Genomic DNA, 17,193 nt, shown 5'->3' with positions numbered 1-17,193 from the left:
ACGAAGTGTAATGTGCCGTTTGATGATGTGGGTTGGGAATGTCAGATTACGCCTCGTTCCTCGTCTCATCTGACCTACGGGATGGGTTGGTGTAGATAATGTGGTTGGTGTTTTCGTAGGGCATCATGAACGAAGTGTAATGTGCCGTTTGATGATGCGGGTTGGGAATGTCAGATTACGCCTCGTGCCTCGTCTCATCTGACCTACGAAAAGCGACGATGCATGCAACAAGACAAAACAAATAGAAATGATTTGCATTAATATTACTAAACCATAAAATGTCCCCACTTAAATAAACGACAAGATAAAAAATTGACGGATTGGTGGCATGATAGAGTCGAAAGAATTAGGGTTCAATATTGATGGTCGAGCGTTGTTAACCGACTTTTCAATGACCTTTGACACTGGAAAAATCTATGCGCTGGTGGGGCACAATGGTTCGGGTAAATCTACACTGCTTAAGTTACTCGCCCAGCAGCAAAAACCCACCAGAGGCCAACTGCTTCTTAATGGTCAAGCCATTGAAACTTGGTCGCCGAAAAAATTCGCCCAACAAGTCGCTTATCTGCCTCAACAAACACCGGCAACAGACAGTTTGTCAGGCAAAGACCTAGTGAGCTTTGGCCGCTACCCTTGGCACAGTTTATTGGGACGTTTGAACAAACAAGACAGCCACTATATAGATGAGGCGATGACATTAACAGATACCAAACATTACGCCGATCGTTTGGTCGATACCTTGTCTGGTGGTGAACGCCAGCGGCTTTGGTTGGCGATGCTATTGGCGCAACGCTCTCAATACTTATTACTCGACGAACCCCTTTCTGCTTTGGACATTGCCCATCAGGTAGACATGCTCACGCTGATCAAAAAACTCAGCCGAGAGCTAAATTTGGGAGTAATTATAGTTATTCATGACATCAATATGGCGGCGCGCTTCTGCGATCATATCGTGGCGCTCCACAGTGGAAAAATGATTGCTTCTGGCTCTGTCGACAGCCTGTTTGCCCCTCAGACATTGCAAGAGATTTACGGTATCCAAATGCACATCACGGATCACCCTGCTGGGCATCCAGTGGCGATGCCGTATTAGCTAAGTAGAATCCCATGAAACGAATTTTTCCTTATCTGTTCGCACTATTCATCGCGTTTGTCGCGTCGATTGCTCCTGCCCAAGAGCAAGACATAAAAATCGCCGTCATTGACTGGACACAAGTAGAAACACTGCTGGCTTTAGGGGTTCAACCGGTTGGTGCTGCGCAAATAGCCGATTACAATGCATGGGTAAAAGCCCCCGAGATCCCAGAAGGCACCGTCGACCTAGGTCTTCGTACCCAACCCAACTTAGAACGCTTGTCGGAATTGAAACCCGACCAAATTTTCATCTCCCCCATGTTTCAATCACTGACCCCGCAACTGTCGCGTATCGCCCCTGTCAACAATATTACCTTGTACACAAAAAACAATGTCTCCTGGCAAGCCTTAGAAGCTTATACCCGCACCATTGCCAAAGACACGCACAGAGAAGACGCGGCTGAAACCCTTATCCAATCGGCTCGAGACACATTCGTCAGTTTATCGACTCAACGACCTGTCGAGGTGGCGCCTTTGTTAATGGTGCAATTTATGGATGCTCGCCATGTCCGTGTCTTCGGTAACAATAGCATGTATAAAGTGGCCGCCGATCAAATCGGCTTAAAAAGCGCTTGGCAAGGCGATACCAATAGTTGGGGCTTTGCTTTAGTGAGCATCGACAAACTGATTGATCTAAAAGCACAGATTGTGGTGATAGAACCCTTACCAGCTGGCGTGAAACAACATTTAGAACAAGACGCCTTTTGGCAGTACTTGGTAAAACAAACCGGGTATCCCGCGTTGACCATTCCAGCGGTTTGGAGCTTTGGTGCCATCCCCTCTACAGTACGTTTTGCCACCTTATTAACTTCTGCCCTTAATGAGGAAGCTCACTAATGCGCGCACTTCCGACCACCCTCATACTCGCACTCGCGGTGTTAATTGCCTTATTGATGGGTTCCCATTTAGCCAATGTTGGCGCGTTAAATAGCCCATTCATTAACCCGTTTGCGACAGACTGGCATTCTCGTACCTCAGTGGCGTTAACGTTAACTTGGTGGCCTCGTCTTTTCAGCACCCTACTTTGTGGTGCCGCCTTGGCTGTCGCAGGCGTGCTAATGCAGCAAGTCCTACGCAATCCTATCGCGTCCCCTTCGACCCTTGGTATCGCCAGTGGCGCCAGCTTTAGCCTAATGCTGGCAACACTTTACGCGCCGTGGTTGATGAGCTTCTCGCACAGTTTGGTCGCGCTGGCTGGGGGGATTATTTCCATGGGACTGGTGTTTGCTTTGTCATGGCGACGGGCCTTATCACCCACCATTGTGGTGATTGCGGGATTGGTGATCAATTTGTATTTCGGTGCCTTCAGTACCGTTTTGCTCATGTTAAACCAAGAAAAACTTTCCGGCTTGATGATCTGGGGCGCAGGTTCTTTGACGCAAACGGGATGGGACAATGTCGAGTATCTTTGGCCGCGTATTTTAGTCGCGGTGATCATCGCCTTTATCTTTCTTAAGCCTCTGAGTCTATTAGAACTCACCGAGTCTGGCGCAAAAAGCTTAGGCGTATCATTAACCAAATTACGCTTTATCTGCCTCGGCTTAGCGGTGTTGCTCACCTCTTGGGTGGTTGCCAGTGTGGGCATCATTGGCTTTATCGGTCTGGCTGCCCCCGCTATTACGCGCTTAATGGGCGTACGTCGGTTGGTTCCTAAGCTCGTTATCTCTATGATTCTCGGCGCATTGCTGTTAACCCTAACCGACTTACTGATTCAATTATTGCCCGGCATACTGGCCATGGTGATACAAACCGGCGCCGCCACCGCGGCACTAGGCGCGCCACTCATGCTGTGGTTGCTACCAAAACTGACCCTTCGTCATCAAACGCAAGCACACACAGTGTTAACACGACACCATCATCAGGTTAGCCGACTCAACAGATCATCCATCTTATGGACTTGTTGTGCGTTAGTGATTGGCTTTTGTTTGTTTGCCACGCTTTCCGTACAAACCGATGGTTGGCAATGGTTGCTACTGCAGGGAGATTGGTCAATGCTGGAATGGCGTGTGCCACGATTGCTTGCTGCCCTGTTGGCGGGCGTGATGCTCGCGGTTGCGGGCACCATTATTCAGCGCTTAAGCGGCAACCCAATGGCCAGTCCGGAAGTCATCGGCATTAGCTCCGGTATTGCCATTGGTCTTATTGTCACGATTTATGCCGGTCTCGCGTCCAGCACGATGGGACTGTATCTGGGTGGCTTAATCGGTGCTCTATTGACCATGGGCTTGATCATACTGCTCAACCACAAATCCGGCTTTCAACCAGAGCAAGTATTGCTAACGGGAGTGGCCATTACGGCCCTGATGAATGCCGTACAAACGCTTATTTTGGCAGGCGGTGATCCTCGTAGTTACGCTTTTCTGGCATGGCTATCCGGCTCCACTTACTATGTCACGAGCGATACTTTACTCCCGCTGGCAGTAGCGACCCTTGCCTTGGTCAGCCTTGGCTTTTTATTCAGTAAATGGTTAGACATTCTGCCACTTGGTCAATCTACCGCACAATCATTAGGCATGAGAGTGTCTCGCGCCAGACTCATACTACTGCTGCTGGCGGCTTGTTTAACTGTCGCGGCCACGCTTGTGGTGGGCCCTCTGAGCTTTATCGGCCTCATGGCGCCTCATTTAGCGCGCTTACTCGGTTTCAGCAGAGCTCGCGAACACCTTATTGCTTCAGCGCTCGTGGGCGGACTCTTAATGCTATTGTCTGACTGGCTCGGCCGACAATGGCTCTACCCTCAGGAAATTCCAGCCGGCATGGTGGCGTCTATTATCGGTGGGCTCTATCTCATGTGGGGACTGCGCAGACTCTAATGTGTATTAGCTTATGCGCTGCATACTCAAAAATCCCGTCTCATAACCTTGGCATCGTCGCCATAGCTTTCGCTCGCTTTTTGATTCATTACTTCAACAAAGCCGTATTTTTGCCAAAATAATACAGAGCCTTGTACGGAAACCAATAGGGCGCTTCGGAAACCGGATGAAGTGGCGCTATCCAGTAAATGTTTCACCATCTGAGAGCCCACTCCCCTTCCCGTGGCTCGTTTTGACAAGGCTAAGTCATGCAGAAATAAGATCGAGCCATGGCTGCCTTCTGGCAGGATTTGATATAACTTGGGCGGTGTTTCACTGTGCCAAGCATGAGCCAACAAGTACCCCAGTATGTTTTTTTCTTCTGGCTCACTTTTTTCGTCAAGGTAAGCAAAACAACAGTCTGGCGATTGCTGCCATTTGCTTTGCAGTACTTCTAGGCTTTCAGGAGCAACTTTCGAATAGGCTTCCGCTTGAATCTTTAATATCTCAGGCCACATGACGTGAGTGATTGGCTGTATAGGCATACTGGTCATCAACGCTTAACCTCAGAGTTCAATGCAAGCTTTTTCACCATAATATGCTGTGGACCGGAAGGGCCACCATGATAGAGATTGTTGGTGTCTTCAAAGCCGCCTTTTAAGTAAAGCTCTTTCGCAATGGCATTTTGGCAGTTTACGGTTAAATAAAGATGTGACGCATTGGGATAAGCTTCGCTCAAGTAGTTTGGTAATGCCAAAATGGCTTGTTTAGCATAACCCTTTCCTTGGTGATGTTGACTAATAAAGAAGCTACGTAGCCCTAAACTCTTTATTTTAATGATCTCTAATTTTTTAGCGTAGACAGTATCGATGAGAAAAAAGCCGACTACCTTATCTTCTACGAGAATCACGTGAGGCCGAATTTGAGCATTAATGCAGCGTAAGATTTCCTCAATAGTACCAACGAACCTCTGTTGTTCTTGTGCAACACTCAACCCGATGACATCGACTAAATGCTGAGTCGTCATCTTTTCAATGTTAACCATTTTTGCTCCTTTTTTTTACGCTTTTTACCTTGATGCCATACTTGCCTGAGTTTACTGAACGACCAAATAGACCTGAAGTCTCGACAATTGCTTATTATTAGCACAATTCTACGATTGTGTTTTATCCATTAGCCCAAATAATGAACACTTATCTCCTTAAAAGTGATTGTCTATGTTTATCATTAAACTCCTTGTTGCTTTGGTTCTTGCCCTTGCTCTTGCGATTTATATCGTTAATCTGAATATTAAATCTAAGGTTCCGGCTATTACGGACGCCACGTCTGCGCCTTATAAAAACGCAAAATTTCATAACACTTCGCCACGTCAGCCCATGACGTTTACTGACACTGCGGCACTCTGGGTGCGTTTTTTTACGGAGAAAAAAGTCGATACGACACCAAATATTACCATTCCAGTCCGTAAGATGAACCGAGCGGATTTAGAGGCGCTGAGTAACGATACGCTGCATCTGGTTAAACTCGGGCATTCTTCTATTTTACTCAAAGTATATGGTGAATATTGGCTAATCGATCCAGTGTTCTCAGACCGAGCTTCACCTTTTCAGTTTGCTGGTCCAAAACGATTCCACCAGCCACCGATTAGCTTAGAAGCCTTGCCACCTATTGATAAAGTATTGATTTCTCACAATCATTACGATCATTTGGATAAAGCGAGTATCCAAGTTTTATTGGCCAAAACGCAGCAATTTTTAGTGCCAAAAGGCGTGGATGGCGACCTAGTTGATTGGGGGGTTGAAGCTAATAAAATCATTACTTTCGATTGGTGGCAAGAGCTGCAGACCAGTCAAGGTTTGGTTGCGTTCACACCAACTCAGCACTTTTCAGGACGTGGTATGGGCGATGGTAACGCGACTTTATGGGGCGCTTGGGTGATTAAAACCCCACAAGAAAACATTTTCTTCAGTGGCGATTCAGGCTATTTTCAGGGCTTTAAAGAAACTGGCGACAAGTACGGCCCCTTTGATCTTACCCTGATAGAAACTGGGGCGTACGATGCAGATTGGGCGGATATACACATGAAGCCAGAGGAAAGCGTACAAGCGCATATCGACCTGAAAGGAAAGGTTATGATGCCCATTCACAATGGTACCTTTGACCTTGCCTTTCACACTTGGCACGACCCATTTGATCGTGTGGTTGTGGAGTCAGAGCGTCGAAACGTGACACTCAGCACACCGGAATTTGGGCAAATTTTTTCCATCAACACACTTCCACCACTAACACCTTGGTGGAAGTCTGAGTAATAACAAGACAGAGACCTTAGAATCAATAAAACGCTTTGGCTTCGTCTCTTAGATACTGAATCAAAGCGTGCATTTTCCTTGGTAAATGGCCAAAAGGGTATTGTAGGTAAACGGGCTGTGACTTGCCTTTCCATTCCGGCAAGCAGGACACAAATACTTCAGGGTGGCGAGCCAAATGCTTTTCCGCAAAATAGTGTGGCAGCAACCCTACGCCTTTGCCCCGAATGATCGCTTCGGCATGCAGTATATATTGATCCACAGTCAGTCGTGACTTAGGCAAATCAAAAGATACATCGCCTTGCGTCTCATGCTCCAACACTATGCTATTTTGCTCACTTTTTAGTGTGTCGATCCAAGCGTATTGACTCAGCTCGCTCGGATGACTCAATATACCAGTGCGTTCTAAATAATCCGCACTGGCATACAAACCTTGGCTTAATCTGCCGATCTGTTCAGAACGCAGTTGCTCGTTCGCAGGCTCACCCACCCACACGCAGACATCGTTACTTTTTATTTCTTGGGATAGCTGATTGCCGGTGCGCACGTCTATATTAACTTGAGGAAACTCTTCCAAAAAATCAAACATTAACGCGGAAAACCAGCCCCGCACGAGCGTAGTATGAACAAAAACAACTAATGAACCACTGACTTCTTCTTTTAACTCTTCAACCGCTTTATGGCCTTCATCGGCCACATTGAGCATTTTTCGGGCAAAAGGCAAAAACTTCAGCCCCGCTTCATTGGCGATCAGCCGATTCGCTTGGCGACGTAATAAGGGCTGGTTTAATGCGTTTTCTAAATTGCTAATACGACGACTCAAGGTAGACTTTGAGACCCCAAGCTTATGCGCACTGTCTTTTAAACTGCCCGTTTCCATAACAGACACAAAGGTCTTCACTTCATTAAGATCGTACATTCATACTCTCCTGACCTTCTACCTGATGTAACCATTCAAGCCCATTAAATCTCATTGTTAACACGCCTTATTTTGTCCACGGGATATATCACGTCTTATCAAACCTGCCATGTTGCAAAAAGAGGAACAATACGTACCACCACAAAAAAGCAATATTGCTAGATAATACAAATGATAAGGATTCTCACTACAATTTACTGACAATATAATACGAAATTAGTTCGACTATAACCAAGGAGAAAATGTTCACAATGGCCCCTTCACCTCGTCATTATAAGCTTACGGCCTTAGCCACTCTAATCAGTGCGGCCGCTCATTCTTCCATACTGCTTGCCGAAGACTCTCTTACCGAAGACTCAATCAACCTAGATCAGTTGGTGGTGACAGCGTCAGGGAATGATATTGACATAAAAGATGCACCAGCTTCTATCAGTGTTATTACTCGAGAAGACATAGAAAGAACACCAGCCACAAGTCTGTCTGAGCTGCTAGGCGAACTGCCAGGCGTTACAGGTGGCTACACTAATGCTGGAGCTGGTTCTAAAATTTCCTTTCGCGGTATGCCAAGCCAATACACCTTGATCATGGTTGATGGCAAACGTGTAGGCGGGTCATCACTAACAGGCTATCGCGCAGATCTTGTGGGACAAGACATAGACTGGATCTCTACAGAGATGATAGAACGTATAGAAATAGTCCGTGGACCTATGTCTACTCTGTATGGTTCAGAAGCTATGGGTGGTGTTGTAAACATCATTACTCGCAAAATCCCAGCAAAATGGGGGGGATCAGTCTCTACAAACTATCAAAAGCCAGACAGTGGCTCGTTCGGTGACACCACTCAAGTAGGAGCAAATATTGCGGGGCCGCTAAGCGACAGTGTAGGGCTAAAAATTGGGTTAAATAAAACTGAACGAGATGCAGATACCAATGCACGAGGAAGCTCAGGTTTTGAGAATAACAGTGTAAATACAGCATTGAATTGGCAAGTCAATAAGAATCACACACTAAAATTTGACTTTAACTACGGTTTGCAAGAGTCAGACTCTGCGCCAGACGCGAAGTACGAACAATATCGTGTCGGTGAACTAGAACATCGTGGCTACGGAATTGGGTATGAAGGGTATTTAGGAGACGTTAAAAACACGATCAACTTGTACCATAATCAATACAATAATAATGACCAAGCATTACCAAATGGACGTGGTGGATATAGCACGGGAGATTCAGAGGCCAATGAAACCGTACTTGACGCAAAAACCAATATCCCAATGTCGTTAGGTGTAGATCAGGATCTAACCCTTGGTCTGCAATATAAAACCGAAGATATTTATAACCGCTCGATCATTGGTAACCTAAGCGAAGATAAAGATGGTAACCCCATTACTCCCGAACTAAACCCTGACGGCTGGTCTGGCTCTTTGTTTGCGGAAGATCAGCTATATTTGAAGGATAATTTAACATTGACGTTGGGAGCACGGCTCGACAAAACGGACGGCTTTGATGCTCATTTAAGTCCTAGAGCCTATTTGGTCTATCATCCGTCTCATATTTGGACAGTCAAAGGCGGTATTTCGCAAGGTTTTAGAGCTCCGACATTACTTGAGCGTTCACCTAGTTCCGGTACGTTCTCACGTGGCAACGGTTGCACCTCATTGGCGGCATTAGGCTACACAGGCGGTGGCTGTACTATGTTAGGAAACCCTGATCTAGAGCCTGAAGTTAGCACCAATTACGAAGTCGGCTTCATTTTTGAAAATGCGGGTTACCAACTTGACGTCACCTATTTCTACACCGACATTGACGATCTAATCCAAAACAATTTATACGGAATCATTGATGGTCAGTGGTACACCATCCAACGTAACGTTGGGGCAGCTAAAACCAGTGGTATTGAAACGACCTTTGCCGCACCGATCGTAAGCACAGTTAACCTAAAAAGCAACTTGACCTACATGATTGAGTCAGAAAGGAAAGACAATAATGAGCCATTGTTACTGGTTCCCGAGGTGACAGCCAATGTTGGCCTGTACTGGGATGTCAATGAACAATGGAATACCTTTGCAAAAGTGCAATATTTAGGCAAACAAGCCTACAACACCGAAGATGAAATACGCTTTGCGAAAGCCTACACCACATTGGATGTCGGTACGACTTTCGAAGTGAATAAGAGTGTTAGCTTGCGAGCTGGCGTTGAAAACCTGACTGGCACTATTGTTAAAACAGGTGACGATCATGGCGACGGCAGTCCACGCACTTATTACATGGGATTAACGAGCCGTTTTTAAGTACGAAACAAAGTAAAACTTTCCCTTAGTGCGTTTCGCACACAAAAGACCACAATCAATTTGCGGTCTTTTTTTTATTTCCATTTTGCCAACCAGCAAATCACAAACATAAAAAAACCACGGCCCTCAAACGAGAGTCGTGGTTTTTTAGACCACCAACAAAAATTAGTTTTGGTTGATGAAGTAGTTAATCACGTAAGCTGGCAAGTCTGCTGCATTAACCACGATTTGCTCCATCGTATCGCGATCACGAACCGTTACCGGCGCGCCTTCTTTTTCGATAGAGTCAAAATCAACCGTTACGCAAATAGGCGTGCCTACTTCGTCATGACGACGGTAGCCTTTACCTACGTTCCCCGTGTTTTCATAAAGAATACGACCAAGGCCAAGCTTCTGCAGCTTGTTTTTCAATTCTTTAGCAAGCGCAACGATTTCAGGCTTGTTCTTCTTAAGCGGCATAATAGCCACTTTGATCGGCGCTAGATGCGGTTTAAACTTAAGCACAGTACGAGATGTACCGTTTGGAAGATCTTCTTCTGTATAGGCTTCTGTCATGACCGCTAATAGACCGCGATCAAGACCGGCAGAAGGCTCGATACAGAAAGGCACTTCCCATTTGTTTTCATCCAGATCACGAATCGCCAGCTTAGCTGTTGAATGCTCGTTCTTCTTCACTTTTGCAGAAAGACCGAACTCTTCTTGCGCTTTCGTGTGAGAACCTAGATCGTAGTCTGTACGGTTAGCAACGCCTTCTAGCTCCTCAAAACCATGTGGAAACTTGTACAGAATATCCACAGTTGATTTAGAATAATGTGCTAAGTCATCACCCGTCACGTATTCAAATTGGATATTCTCTTCTGTTAGACCTTGATCCAACCACCATTGTTTACGAGCGTTCACCCAGAATTCATGCCATTTTTCATCTTCACCTGGCTTACAGAAGAACTCCAACTCCATTTGTTCAAATTCACGAACACGGAAAATAAAGTTACGTGGCGTAATCTCATTACGGAACGATTTACCAATTTGTGCGATACCAAATGGCAAGGTACGAGAAGTCGAATCCACTACGTTTTTAAAGTTCGTAAAAATACCTTGAGCGGTTTCTGGACGAAGGTAAGTGTAAGACTCTTCATTCACCATTGGGCCAACGTTGGTCTTGAACATCAAGTTAAAATCACGCGGCGGTGTCACATTGGTTGAGCCGCAGTTGTCACAGACTTTGATGTCTTTCATATGGTCGGCGCGCATACGAGATTTACACTCGTGGCAATCCACCATTGGGTCTGTGAAAGTATCTTCATGACCAGAGTATTTATACACGTGTTTATTTTGGATGATCGCTGCATCTAGGCCTTCGACATCATCGCGCTCATACACCATTGAACGCCACCACGCGGCTTTTAGGTTGTTTTTTAATTCAATACCTAGCGGACCATAATCGTAAGCACCTTGCATACCACCGTAGATTTCACTGCCTTGGAAAATAAATCCGCGACGTTTACATAGGGAGACGAGTTCATCCATTGTTTTAGCTGGCATTTCTAAACACACCTTAAGCAGAATTCGTTAAATAAGGACATGAGTGCCAATGTGGCATCACATTTAAGTCATAATAGCCGTCCATTGTACTCTTTGACCGTATTCTGCTCAATGGCGATTCTATGGAAGGTGTGAATAAGTCCGTTTCAAACACAAAACGATCAAACAATCACTTTTGTCAGTAAAAAGCGTTAAAAAATTTACACTTTTATGCTTAAAAATAGGACAAAACAAGGAAATTAATTACTGTTTTAAGATCCATTTTGTTAGATAATTCGTATTGTTTACATATTCTTATTTAGTTAGGTACAGACACATGCGTCCTTATAAGCCCGTAGTTATGACTGTTGCTACGTTGAGCATACTTCCTTTTGTGTTAGCGACCTATTTTAGCCTCGCCAACACCGCTTTTTTGGGCAAAGCAGGCGTTACCCTGTTTGCGACTTACGGTGCCGTCGTGCTTAGTCTATTGAGTGGTATTATTTGGGGGCGCATCATAGAGCTTCCCGAAAGCAAACACGGTAGAAAGCTGCTTGTTTCTTGTAACGTAATCTTATTAAGCGCTTGGGTTTCTTTGCTGATGAATACGCCAGAGCTGTCGGTTGCCTTGCTGTTACTTGGTTTTGTCAGTATTTATTGGGTGGAAGCTCGTTGGTTAAAACCGTCCAATGCAAACAAACCCTATATGTCTATGCATTTTGGCTTAACCTCCGTGATATGTGTCATGCATCTGCTCGTTTTATACCCGCACTACTAAAAGACTTCCAATCAGGGTGATCTAACTCACTTCTCACTGCGTATTATTACTTGATAATGACACTATTGAGTAATAATACATGCTAACAATCTTCTACGATGGATACTGCCCGCTTTGCGCTGCTGAAATGCAAACGTTACGGTCTTTGGACATTCACAATAGACTGAAATTAGAAGACATTCATGGCGATAATTTTCAGGAAAAATTCCCGCACATTGATCCAATCAAGGCCGATAGATTGCTACATGGGCAACTCGCCGATGGAAAAATTATCACGGGGTTAGACGTCACTTGTCTTGCTTGGAAATTGGTAGAAAAACATCGATGGATACAAATACTTCGTTGGCCGTTGATTCGTTTTTTTGCCGATTTAGGCTATGGATTTTTTGCTCGTTATCGCCATCAAATTTCCGCCTTTGTGACAGGTAAGCCGCGTTGTGCTCGCTGTTTACAAGATCGCTGTGACCTTTAATTTATGGCGTTTATTGCCTCTCTTGTCGGAGTCTTGATATGTCTTCTTTCTACGCACTTGTGATTGGCGCAGGCAGTACTATTGCCCAAGCTAGCATACAAAAATTGGAAGCCGACCAACATTGCCTTGGCGTCTTTGCTGTCAGCCGTCATCTCCCCAAAGCATCAAGCGACACTAAAACCCTTTGGCTAGAATCAGATTACACCGAAGACAGTATTCATCAAATATGTAAGCGGTTAGCCGTCTATTCAGGAAAAATCACTAAGGTGTTAATTTGTAATGGCATGTTGCATGATGCCAGCATGATGCCAGAAAGAAAATTGGAAGAAATTAGGGCATCACAGCTAGAAGCTATTTTTCATGTTAATACCGTCATTCCTATGCTGTGGTTAAGCAAATTGCTGCCCATAGTACAAGGCGAGAAACCAACCCAAGTTGCACTGTTTAGCGCTAGAATAGGCAGTATTTCAGACAATAAGACAGGCGGCTGGTACAGCTATCGAGCCTCAAAAGCAGCATTAAATATGCTAATCCAAACCAGTTCTGTGGAATACGCCAGACGGGCAAAAAACGTCAAACTCATCGCCTTTCATCCAGGTACAACAGACACACCTCTATCCAAACCCTTTCAGCGATCTGTACCGAAAGAAAAACTCTTTGCCGCAAACTTTGTCGCGACACAGCTTTTGGCCATAATGGACAGCGCCACTATGGATAACAAAGCCGCTTACCTTGACTGGAACAACCAACCCATTGAATGGTAGCGTTCAAAGCACCACGCAATGGAACACAGATGGCCGTTTAGATCATGTCTAAGCTTAAAAACAAGCGTTTATGTTCCATGCTTGCTGATGGTGATCGGTGTACGACGCCACGTCCCAAAGACGTTGGCCATGTGTCTCCTTTCATCAAAGCAACATCTCCTACAGTCAGTTGGTTAATACGACCTTTTTCGTGCAAGCCGCTGTTATGGTCATTAACATGACCACCACGACCTAATTTATCTCTGACCACATGAGTATCGTGCAACCATTCACTGCCCGCTCCGGCATAGGTTGTCACAAGACGGCAAGGGATTTTATCAACATGAAAACGTGGACACATAGCGTTGGATAACACACCCAGACGCAAGCCAACTTCATCAAGGTCAAACAAACAGGCAAACATTTCGACCAATACTGATACGTCGTCTATAAATTCGTCTTTACCTGATGCGTCTGGAAGCAGCCGTCTCAGCAAAACAGCCATATGATCTGAATCGCCCTGTAGTTTCACTGTCAGAGTAGGATTCAATGTTAACAATGACTGGGCATATTCCGCGATGACTCCAAGTGATCGCTGCCATATCACCATGCTGATGTTGTTCTGATAGATATCGGCAAGAACATCTTGATGAAAGGACTTTGTGACGCCGAATAAACTTGGCGTTTTGTCGGCCGCATTTTTATTTACAGACCCACCGTCAACAAGTGTTAACACAGCGTCTTTTAAATCAACCGATTGTGGCATTTTCTGTAAACTCAAACTCACGACTCTATTCTCCAATGTTAAAAACAACCTCATAAAATGATATGTTATAACATATTTAAAAGAAAGCATCGCCGAATAAAAATCTACTTAAGCAACGGATCGTCTTTCGGCAAGTGTTTTTGAATCCACAACGCCAGTTTGTGTTTCATACTGGGCAAGTCTTCTTTGTCGGCAGGTAAGCCCACTATTAGTTTATCCAGTACCAGTAAACGATAAATCGCTTCGGTCTTTTCATTGGCCGACATGGTCGCCGAAAAACCATGGTAACCACGTTTCAATGCGTAATTCTCTCCTACTTGGATGGCTTTTTTACTTAACGCGGCTTCATTTTTAATTTTTTTCATGGTTTTCCTTCTCTGTTTACCTATATATCGTTCGTTATGTCGACAACCTGACTCTAACAGCTTTCTTTCTTAAGGCGTGTATTTCATTAAATATAGACCTAAAAATACTTAATAAACAAAATGTTAACGATATTGTTACTTATGAAAAAACACTTTATAAGACTAAAGGATAAGAATAAAAACCCAATATTGTCGACAATCTGACTTGATAAACCACTAAAATCCGACTATAACTAGAAACATTGTCAACAATGAAGCTATTTGTCTTTTATGAACAACCTTATTTCGATCAAGTCTGCGACACTGTCTGAAGATATTGCTCAACAGCTTACTCATGCCATTGTGCAAGGCCATATCCCTCAAGGCAGTAAGATTTCTGAGCCAGAACTCGCCAAGCAATACGGTGTGTCACGAGGGCCACTGAGAGAAGCCATCGTAAAACTAGAAGGACTTGGTTTGGTCACTCGTACTGCCAATGTGGGCGCTCGTGTTATCCAGCTAAATACCCAAGATATGCTCGATACTTTTACCATGCGCGAGGCACTAGAAGGCATGGCGGCACGCTTAGCGGCCACTACAATGCCAGCGGATGAAATCAGCAGTTTGTACGCATTACTCGACAAGCATCAGGCACACCTAGACGCCAACCAAGATGAACATTACGTGCAGCAAGGCGGTAATGACGATTTTCACTTGCGCATCATCCACGCCAGCGGCAACGTTAAACTCATTCGCCTATTAACCGAAGAATTGTACGCTGTGATTCGTATGTATCGACGACACACGGCCGATCATCGCAGTGATCCACGCCAAGCATTACGCGAACACAAAGCCATTCTCGATGCCATTGCCAATCACGAAGGCGATCTTGCTGAACTATTGATGCGCCGTCACATTAGCCGCGCCAGCCAATTGCTCGCGCAAGCCATGCATCAAGCCACATCGGCTACCTCACGTTAACCAAACAATAAACAAGAATAAGAGGAGACCATCATGACAAGACTTTCCGCTGGCGCCCGTTTCAGACAGGCTGTCGCTACCCAATCCCCTTTACAGGTTGTCGGCGCTGTAAACGCTTATTGCGCCATGATGGCGGAGCAAACGGGCCATCACGCCATTTACTTATCTGGCGGCGGCGTTGCTAACGCTTCTTATGGCTTACCCGATCTTGGCATGACAGATTTGCACGATGTGTTAGAAGACGTACGTCGTATTACCTCAGCATCGAGCTTGCCACTTTTGGTCGACATCGATACAGGCTTTGGCGGCGCTTTTAATATTGCACGTACCATTCAACAAATGGAAAAAGCGGGCGCGGCGGCTGTGCATATTGAAGACCAAGTCCAGCAAAAACGCTGCGGCCATCGTCCCAATAAAGCCATTGTTAGCCAAGACGAAATGGTCGATCGCGTGAAAGCCTGTGTCGATGCACGAGTTGACGCTCATTTTGTCATCATGGCGCGCACCGATGCCCTGGCTGTAGAAGGCATGGAGTCGGCCATCGAACGTGCCATTGCTTGCGTGGACGCTGGTGCCGATATGATCTTCCCAGAAGCTATGATCACCTTAGAGCAATACCAAGAATTTGTCGCCGCCGTAAAAGTACCTGTTTTGGCAAACATCACCGAATTTGGTGCAACACCACTGTTCAGCAAAGAAGAATTGGCCAGTGTTGGCGTCGATTTGGTGCTCTATCCATTAAGCGCTTTTCGCGCCATGAACAAAGCCGCCCTCAATGTCTATCAGCATTTATTAAACGATGGCCATCAGCGCAATGTAGTTGACAGTATGCAAACACGTAACGAACTTTACGCGTTTCTCAACTACCATGAATACGAAGACAAATTAGACGCGCTCTTCTCTAGAAAATAAGAGCCTAAAAAATAAGAGCCTAAAAAATAAGAATCAAAAAGCAGCAAAACACTTCTCTAAACAATAAGAAAAAGGAGCAGGAAAATGGCTAAAGTACTTTCTGGCGCTGGTCTACGCGGCCAAAGCGCAGGCGAAACCGCACTCTGTACCGTTGGCAAAGCGGCCTCTGGATTAACCTATCGCGGCTACGACATCGATGTACTGGCGGACAAAGCCAGCTTTGAAGAAGTCGCTTACCTCTTACTGTACGGCAAATTACCTAACCGCACTCAGTTGCATGATTACGAACAGAAATTGATGAGTTTGCGGTGCTTACCAGAGGAGCTAAAAGCGGTTTTAGAACTGATTCCAGCCAGTGCCCACCCGATGGATGTGATGCGAACTGGCTGTTCCTTCTTAGGTAATCTGGAACCCGAACTGCCGTTTGAAAAGCAACCTTCTCTTGCACTGCATTCGGCAGATCGATTGGTGGCGACCCTACCCGCCATCGTGGTGTATTGGTATCGTTTCACCCATGATGGCGTTCGCGTGAATACACACAATGCCAATGTGCCGTCTTTGGCTGGGCATTTCCTCACCATGCTACACGACAAAGAGCCCAGTGCACTTCATACTAAAGTGATGAACGCGTCTTTGATCTTATACGCTGAGCACGAGTTTAACGCGTCCACGTTTACCGCACGTGTGTGCGCTTCCACCTTGTCTGACATGTTTTCCTGCGTGACGGGCGGCATTGGCAGCTTGCGCGGGCCGCTTCATGGCGGCGCCAACGAAGCCGCGATGGACATGATAGAACCCTGGAAAACCCCAGACGAGGCCGAAGCCGCCTTGCTGCAAAAACTCGCCAATAAAGAAAAAGTCATGGGCTTCGGTCATGCCATTTACAGTGAACGTGATCCGCGTAATGACATCATTAAAAAGTGGGCCAAAAAACTCAGTGAAGACGTCGGTGACGATCACTTGTATGCCGTATCGGAACGTTGTGAAGACGTTATGTGGCGCGAGAAAAAACTCTTCTGTAACGCGGATTTTTTCCACGCCAGCGCCTATCGGTTTATGGGCATTCCCACCAAGTTATTTACGCCCATTTTCGTTTGCTCTCGCGTCACCGGCTGGGCCGCCCACGTCATGGAACAAAGGGCAAACAATCGCATTATTCGCCCCAGCGCCGATTATATTGGACCCGATCATTCCGAGTGGATCGACATCGACGACCGTCATTAAGCCCATAAAAACA

At 45.6% G+C, this 17,193-nt stretch carries 17 protein-coding genes; 11 read left to right on the top strand and 6 right to left on the bottom strand.

Features of this window, described 5'->3' with window-relative positions; genetic code table 11:
- The first annotated feature begins 328 nt into the window (after positions 1–328).
- From DKT73_RS12615 to fhuB, 3 genes are read left to right on the top strand one after another with little or no spacing between them, the layout of a single operon-like run.
- Complete coding sequence (locus DKT73_RS12615; protein ID WP_111638905.1) at positions 329–1,093, top strand: ABC transporter ATP-binding protein; 765 nt, start codon at positions 329–331, stop codon at positions 1,091–1,093.
- Between the two features lie 14 nt (positions 1,094–1,107).
- Entirely contained in the window at positions 1,108–1,971 is an 864-nt protein-coding gene (locus DKT73_RS12610; RefSeq protein ID WP_198666618.1) for an ABC transporter substrate-binding protein, read from the top strand.
- Positions 1,971–3,947: a Fe(3+)-hydroxamate ABC transporter permease FhuB gene (gene fhuB / locus DKT73_RS12605; RefSeq protein ID WP_111638904.1), complete on the top strand. Its 1,977-nt coding sequence runs from the start codon at positions 1,971–1,973 to the stop codon at positions 3,945–3,947. The genes DKT73_RS12610 and fhuB overlap by 1 nt, the downstream gene beginning before the upstream one ends.
- Before the next feature lie 26 nt (positions 3,948–3,973).
- Here the strand turns inward: fhuB and DKT73_RS12600 are convergent, their stop codons facing one another.
- Together DKT73_RS12600 and DKT73_RS12595 are read right to left on the bottom strand one after the other, a co-directional pair.
- Positions 3,974–4,480, bottom strand: coding sequence for a GNAT family N-acetyltransferase (locus tag DKT73_RS12600; protein ID WP_232827864.1), 507 nt, complete (start codon positions 4,478–4,480; stop codon positions 3,974–3,976).
- Complete coding sequence (locus DKT73_RS12595) at positions 4,480–4,971, bottom strand: GNAT family N-acetyltransferase (RefSeq protein WP_111638903.1); 492 nt, start codon at positions 4,969–4,971, stop codon at positions 4,480–4,482. The genes DKT73_RS12600 and DKT73_RS12595 overlap by 1 nt, the downstream gene beginning before the upstream one ends.
- A gap of 172 nt (positions 4,972–5,143) precedes the next feature.
- On the opposite strand from DKT73_RS12595, the gene DKT73_RS12590 reads away from it, so the two are divergent.
- Positions 5,144–6,235 (top strand): MBL fold metallo-hydrolase, encoded by a 1,092-nt coding sequence (locus tag DKT73_RS12590; protein WP_111638902.1) that lies wholly within the window; start codon positions 5,144–5,146, stop codon positions 6,233–6,235.
- A gap of 22 nt (positions 6,236–6,257) precedes the next feature.
- Here the strand turns inward: DKT73_RS12590 and DKT73_RS12585 are convergent, their stop codons facing one another.
- Positions 6,258–7,151: a LysR family transcriptional regulator gene (locus DKT73_RS12585; RefSeq protein ID WP_111638901.1), complete on the bottom strand. Its 894-nt coding sequence runs from the start codon at positions 7,149–7,151 to the stop codon at positions 6,258–6,260.
- A gap of 251 nt (positions 7,152–7,402) precedes the next feature.
- On the opposite strand from DKT73_RS12585, the gene DKT73_RS12580 reads away from it, so the two are divergent.
- Complete coding sequence (locus tag DKT73_RS12580; RefSeq protein WP_111638900.1) at positions 7,403–9,439, top strand: TonB-dependent receptor domain-containing protein; 2,037 nt, start codon at positions 7,403–7,405, stop codon at positions 9,437–9,439.
- Between the two features lie 165 nt (positions 9,440–9,604).
- Here the strand turns inward: DKT73_RS12580 and DKT73_RS12575 are convergent, their stop codons facing one another.
- Positions 9,605–10,981, bottom strand: a complete 1,377-nt coding sequence (locus tag DKT73_RS12575; RefSeq protein ID WP_111638899.1) for a glycine--tRNA ligase — start codon at positions 10,979–10,981, stop codon at positions 9,605–9,607.
- Between the two features lie 316 nt (positions 10,982–11,297).
- On the opposite strand from DKT73_RS12575, the gene DKT73_RS12570 reads away from it, so the two are divergent.
- The 3 genes from DKT73_RS12570 to DKT73_RS12560 all read left to right on the top strand — a co-directional run bounded on the left by DKT73_RS12570 (position 11,298) and on the right by DKT73_RS12560 (position 12,974).
- A complete protein-coding gene (locus tag DKT73_RS12570; protein ID WP_111638898.1) occupies positions 11,298–11,738 on the top strand; it encodes a DUF3429 domain-containing protein in 441 nt (146 codons plus the stop codon).
- A gap of 79 nt (positions 11,739–11,817) precedes the next feature.
- Positions 11,818–12,210 (top strand): thiol-disulfide oxidoreductase DCC family protein, encoded by a 393-nt coding sequence (locus tag DKT73_RS12565; RefSeq protein ID WP_111638897.1) that lies wholly within the window; start codon positions 11,818–11,820, stop codon positions 12,208–12,210.
- Positions 12,211–12,248: 38 nt separating this feature from the next.
- Positions 12,249–12,974, top strand: coding sequence for an SDR family NAD(P)-dependent oxidoreductase (locus DKT73_RS12560; protein WP_111638896.1), 726 nt, complete (start codon positions 12,249–12,251; stop codon positions 12,972–12,974).
- A 37-nt stretch (positions 12,975–13,011) separates the two neighbouring features.
- Here DKT73_RS12560 and DKT73_RS12555 read toward each other — a convergent pair whose 3' ends face one another.
- Both DKT73_RS12555 and DKT73_RS12550 read right to left on the bottom strand, forming a co-directional pair.
- Complete coding sequence (locus DKT73_RS12555) at positions 13,012–13,740, bottom strand: DUF1826 domain-containing protein (RefSeq protein ID WP_232827863.1); 729 nt, start codon at positions 13,738–13,740, stop codon at positions 13,012–13,014.
- 83 nt (positions 13,741–13,823) lie between these two features.
- Positions 13,824–14,084: a DUF5062 family protein gene (locus DKT73_RS12550; RefSeq protein WP_111638895.1), complete on the bottom strand. Its 261-nt coding sequence runs from the start codon at positions 14,082–14,084 to the stop codon at positions 13,824–13,826.
- Between the two features lie 270 nt (positions 14,085–14,354).
- On the opposite strand from DKT73_RS12550, the gene DKT73_RS12545 reads away from it, so the two are divergent.
- From DKT73_RS12545 to prpC, 3 genes are all read left to right on the top strand, one after another.
- Positions 14,355–15,044, top strand: coding sequence for a GntR family transcriptional regulator (locus DKT73_RS12545; protein ID WP_111638894.1), 690 nt, complete (start codon positions 14,355–14,357; stop codon positions 15,042–15,044).
- Positions 15,045–15,077: 33 nt separating this feature from the next.
- Positions 15,078–15,956: a methylisocitrate lyase gene (gene prpB / locus DKT73_RS12540; RefSeq protein WP_111638893.1), complete on the top strand. Its 879-nt coding sequence runs from the start codon at positions 15,078–15,080 to the stop codon at positions 15,954–15,956.
- A gap of 84 nt (positions 15,957–16,040) precedes the next feature.
- Positions 16,041–17,180, top strand: a complete 1,140-nt coding sequence (prpC, locus tag DKT73_RS12535) for a bifunctional 2-methylcitrate synthase/citrate synthase (RefSeq protein ID WP_111638892.1) — start codon at positions 16,041–16,043, stop codon at positions 17,178–17,180.
- The last annotated feature ends 13 nt before the right edge of the window (positions 17,181–17,193 follow it).

This window comes from Marinomonas shanghaiensis, from assembly GCF_003259175.1.
Taxonomy (GTDB): domain Bacteria; phylum Pseudomonadota; class Gammaproteobacteria; order Pseudomonadales; family Marinomonadaceae; genus Marinomonas; species Marinomonas shanghaiensis.
This window is presented reverse-complemented; position numbering and strand designations above follow the sequence as displayed.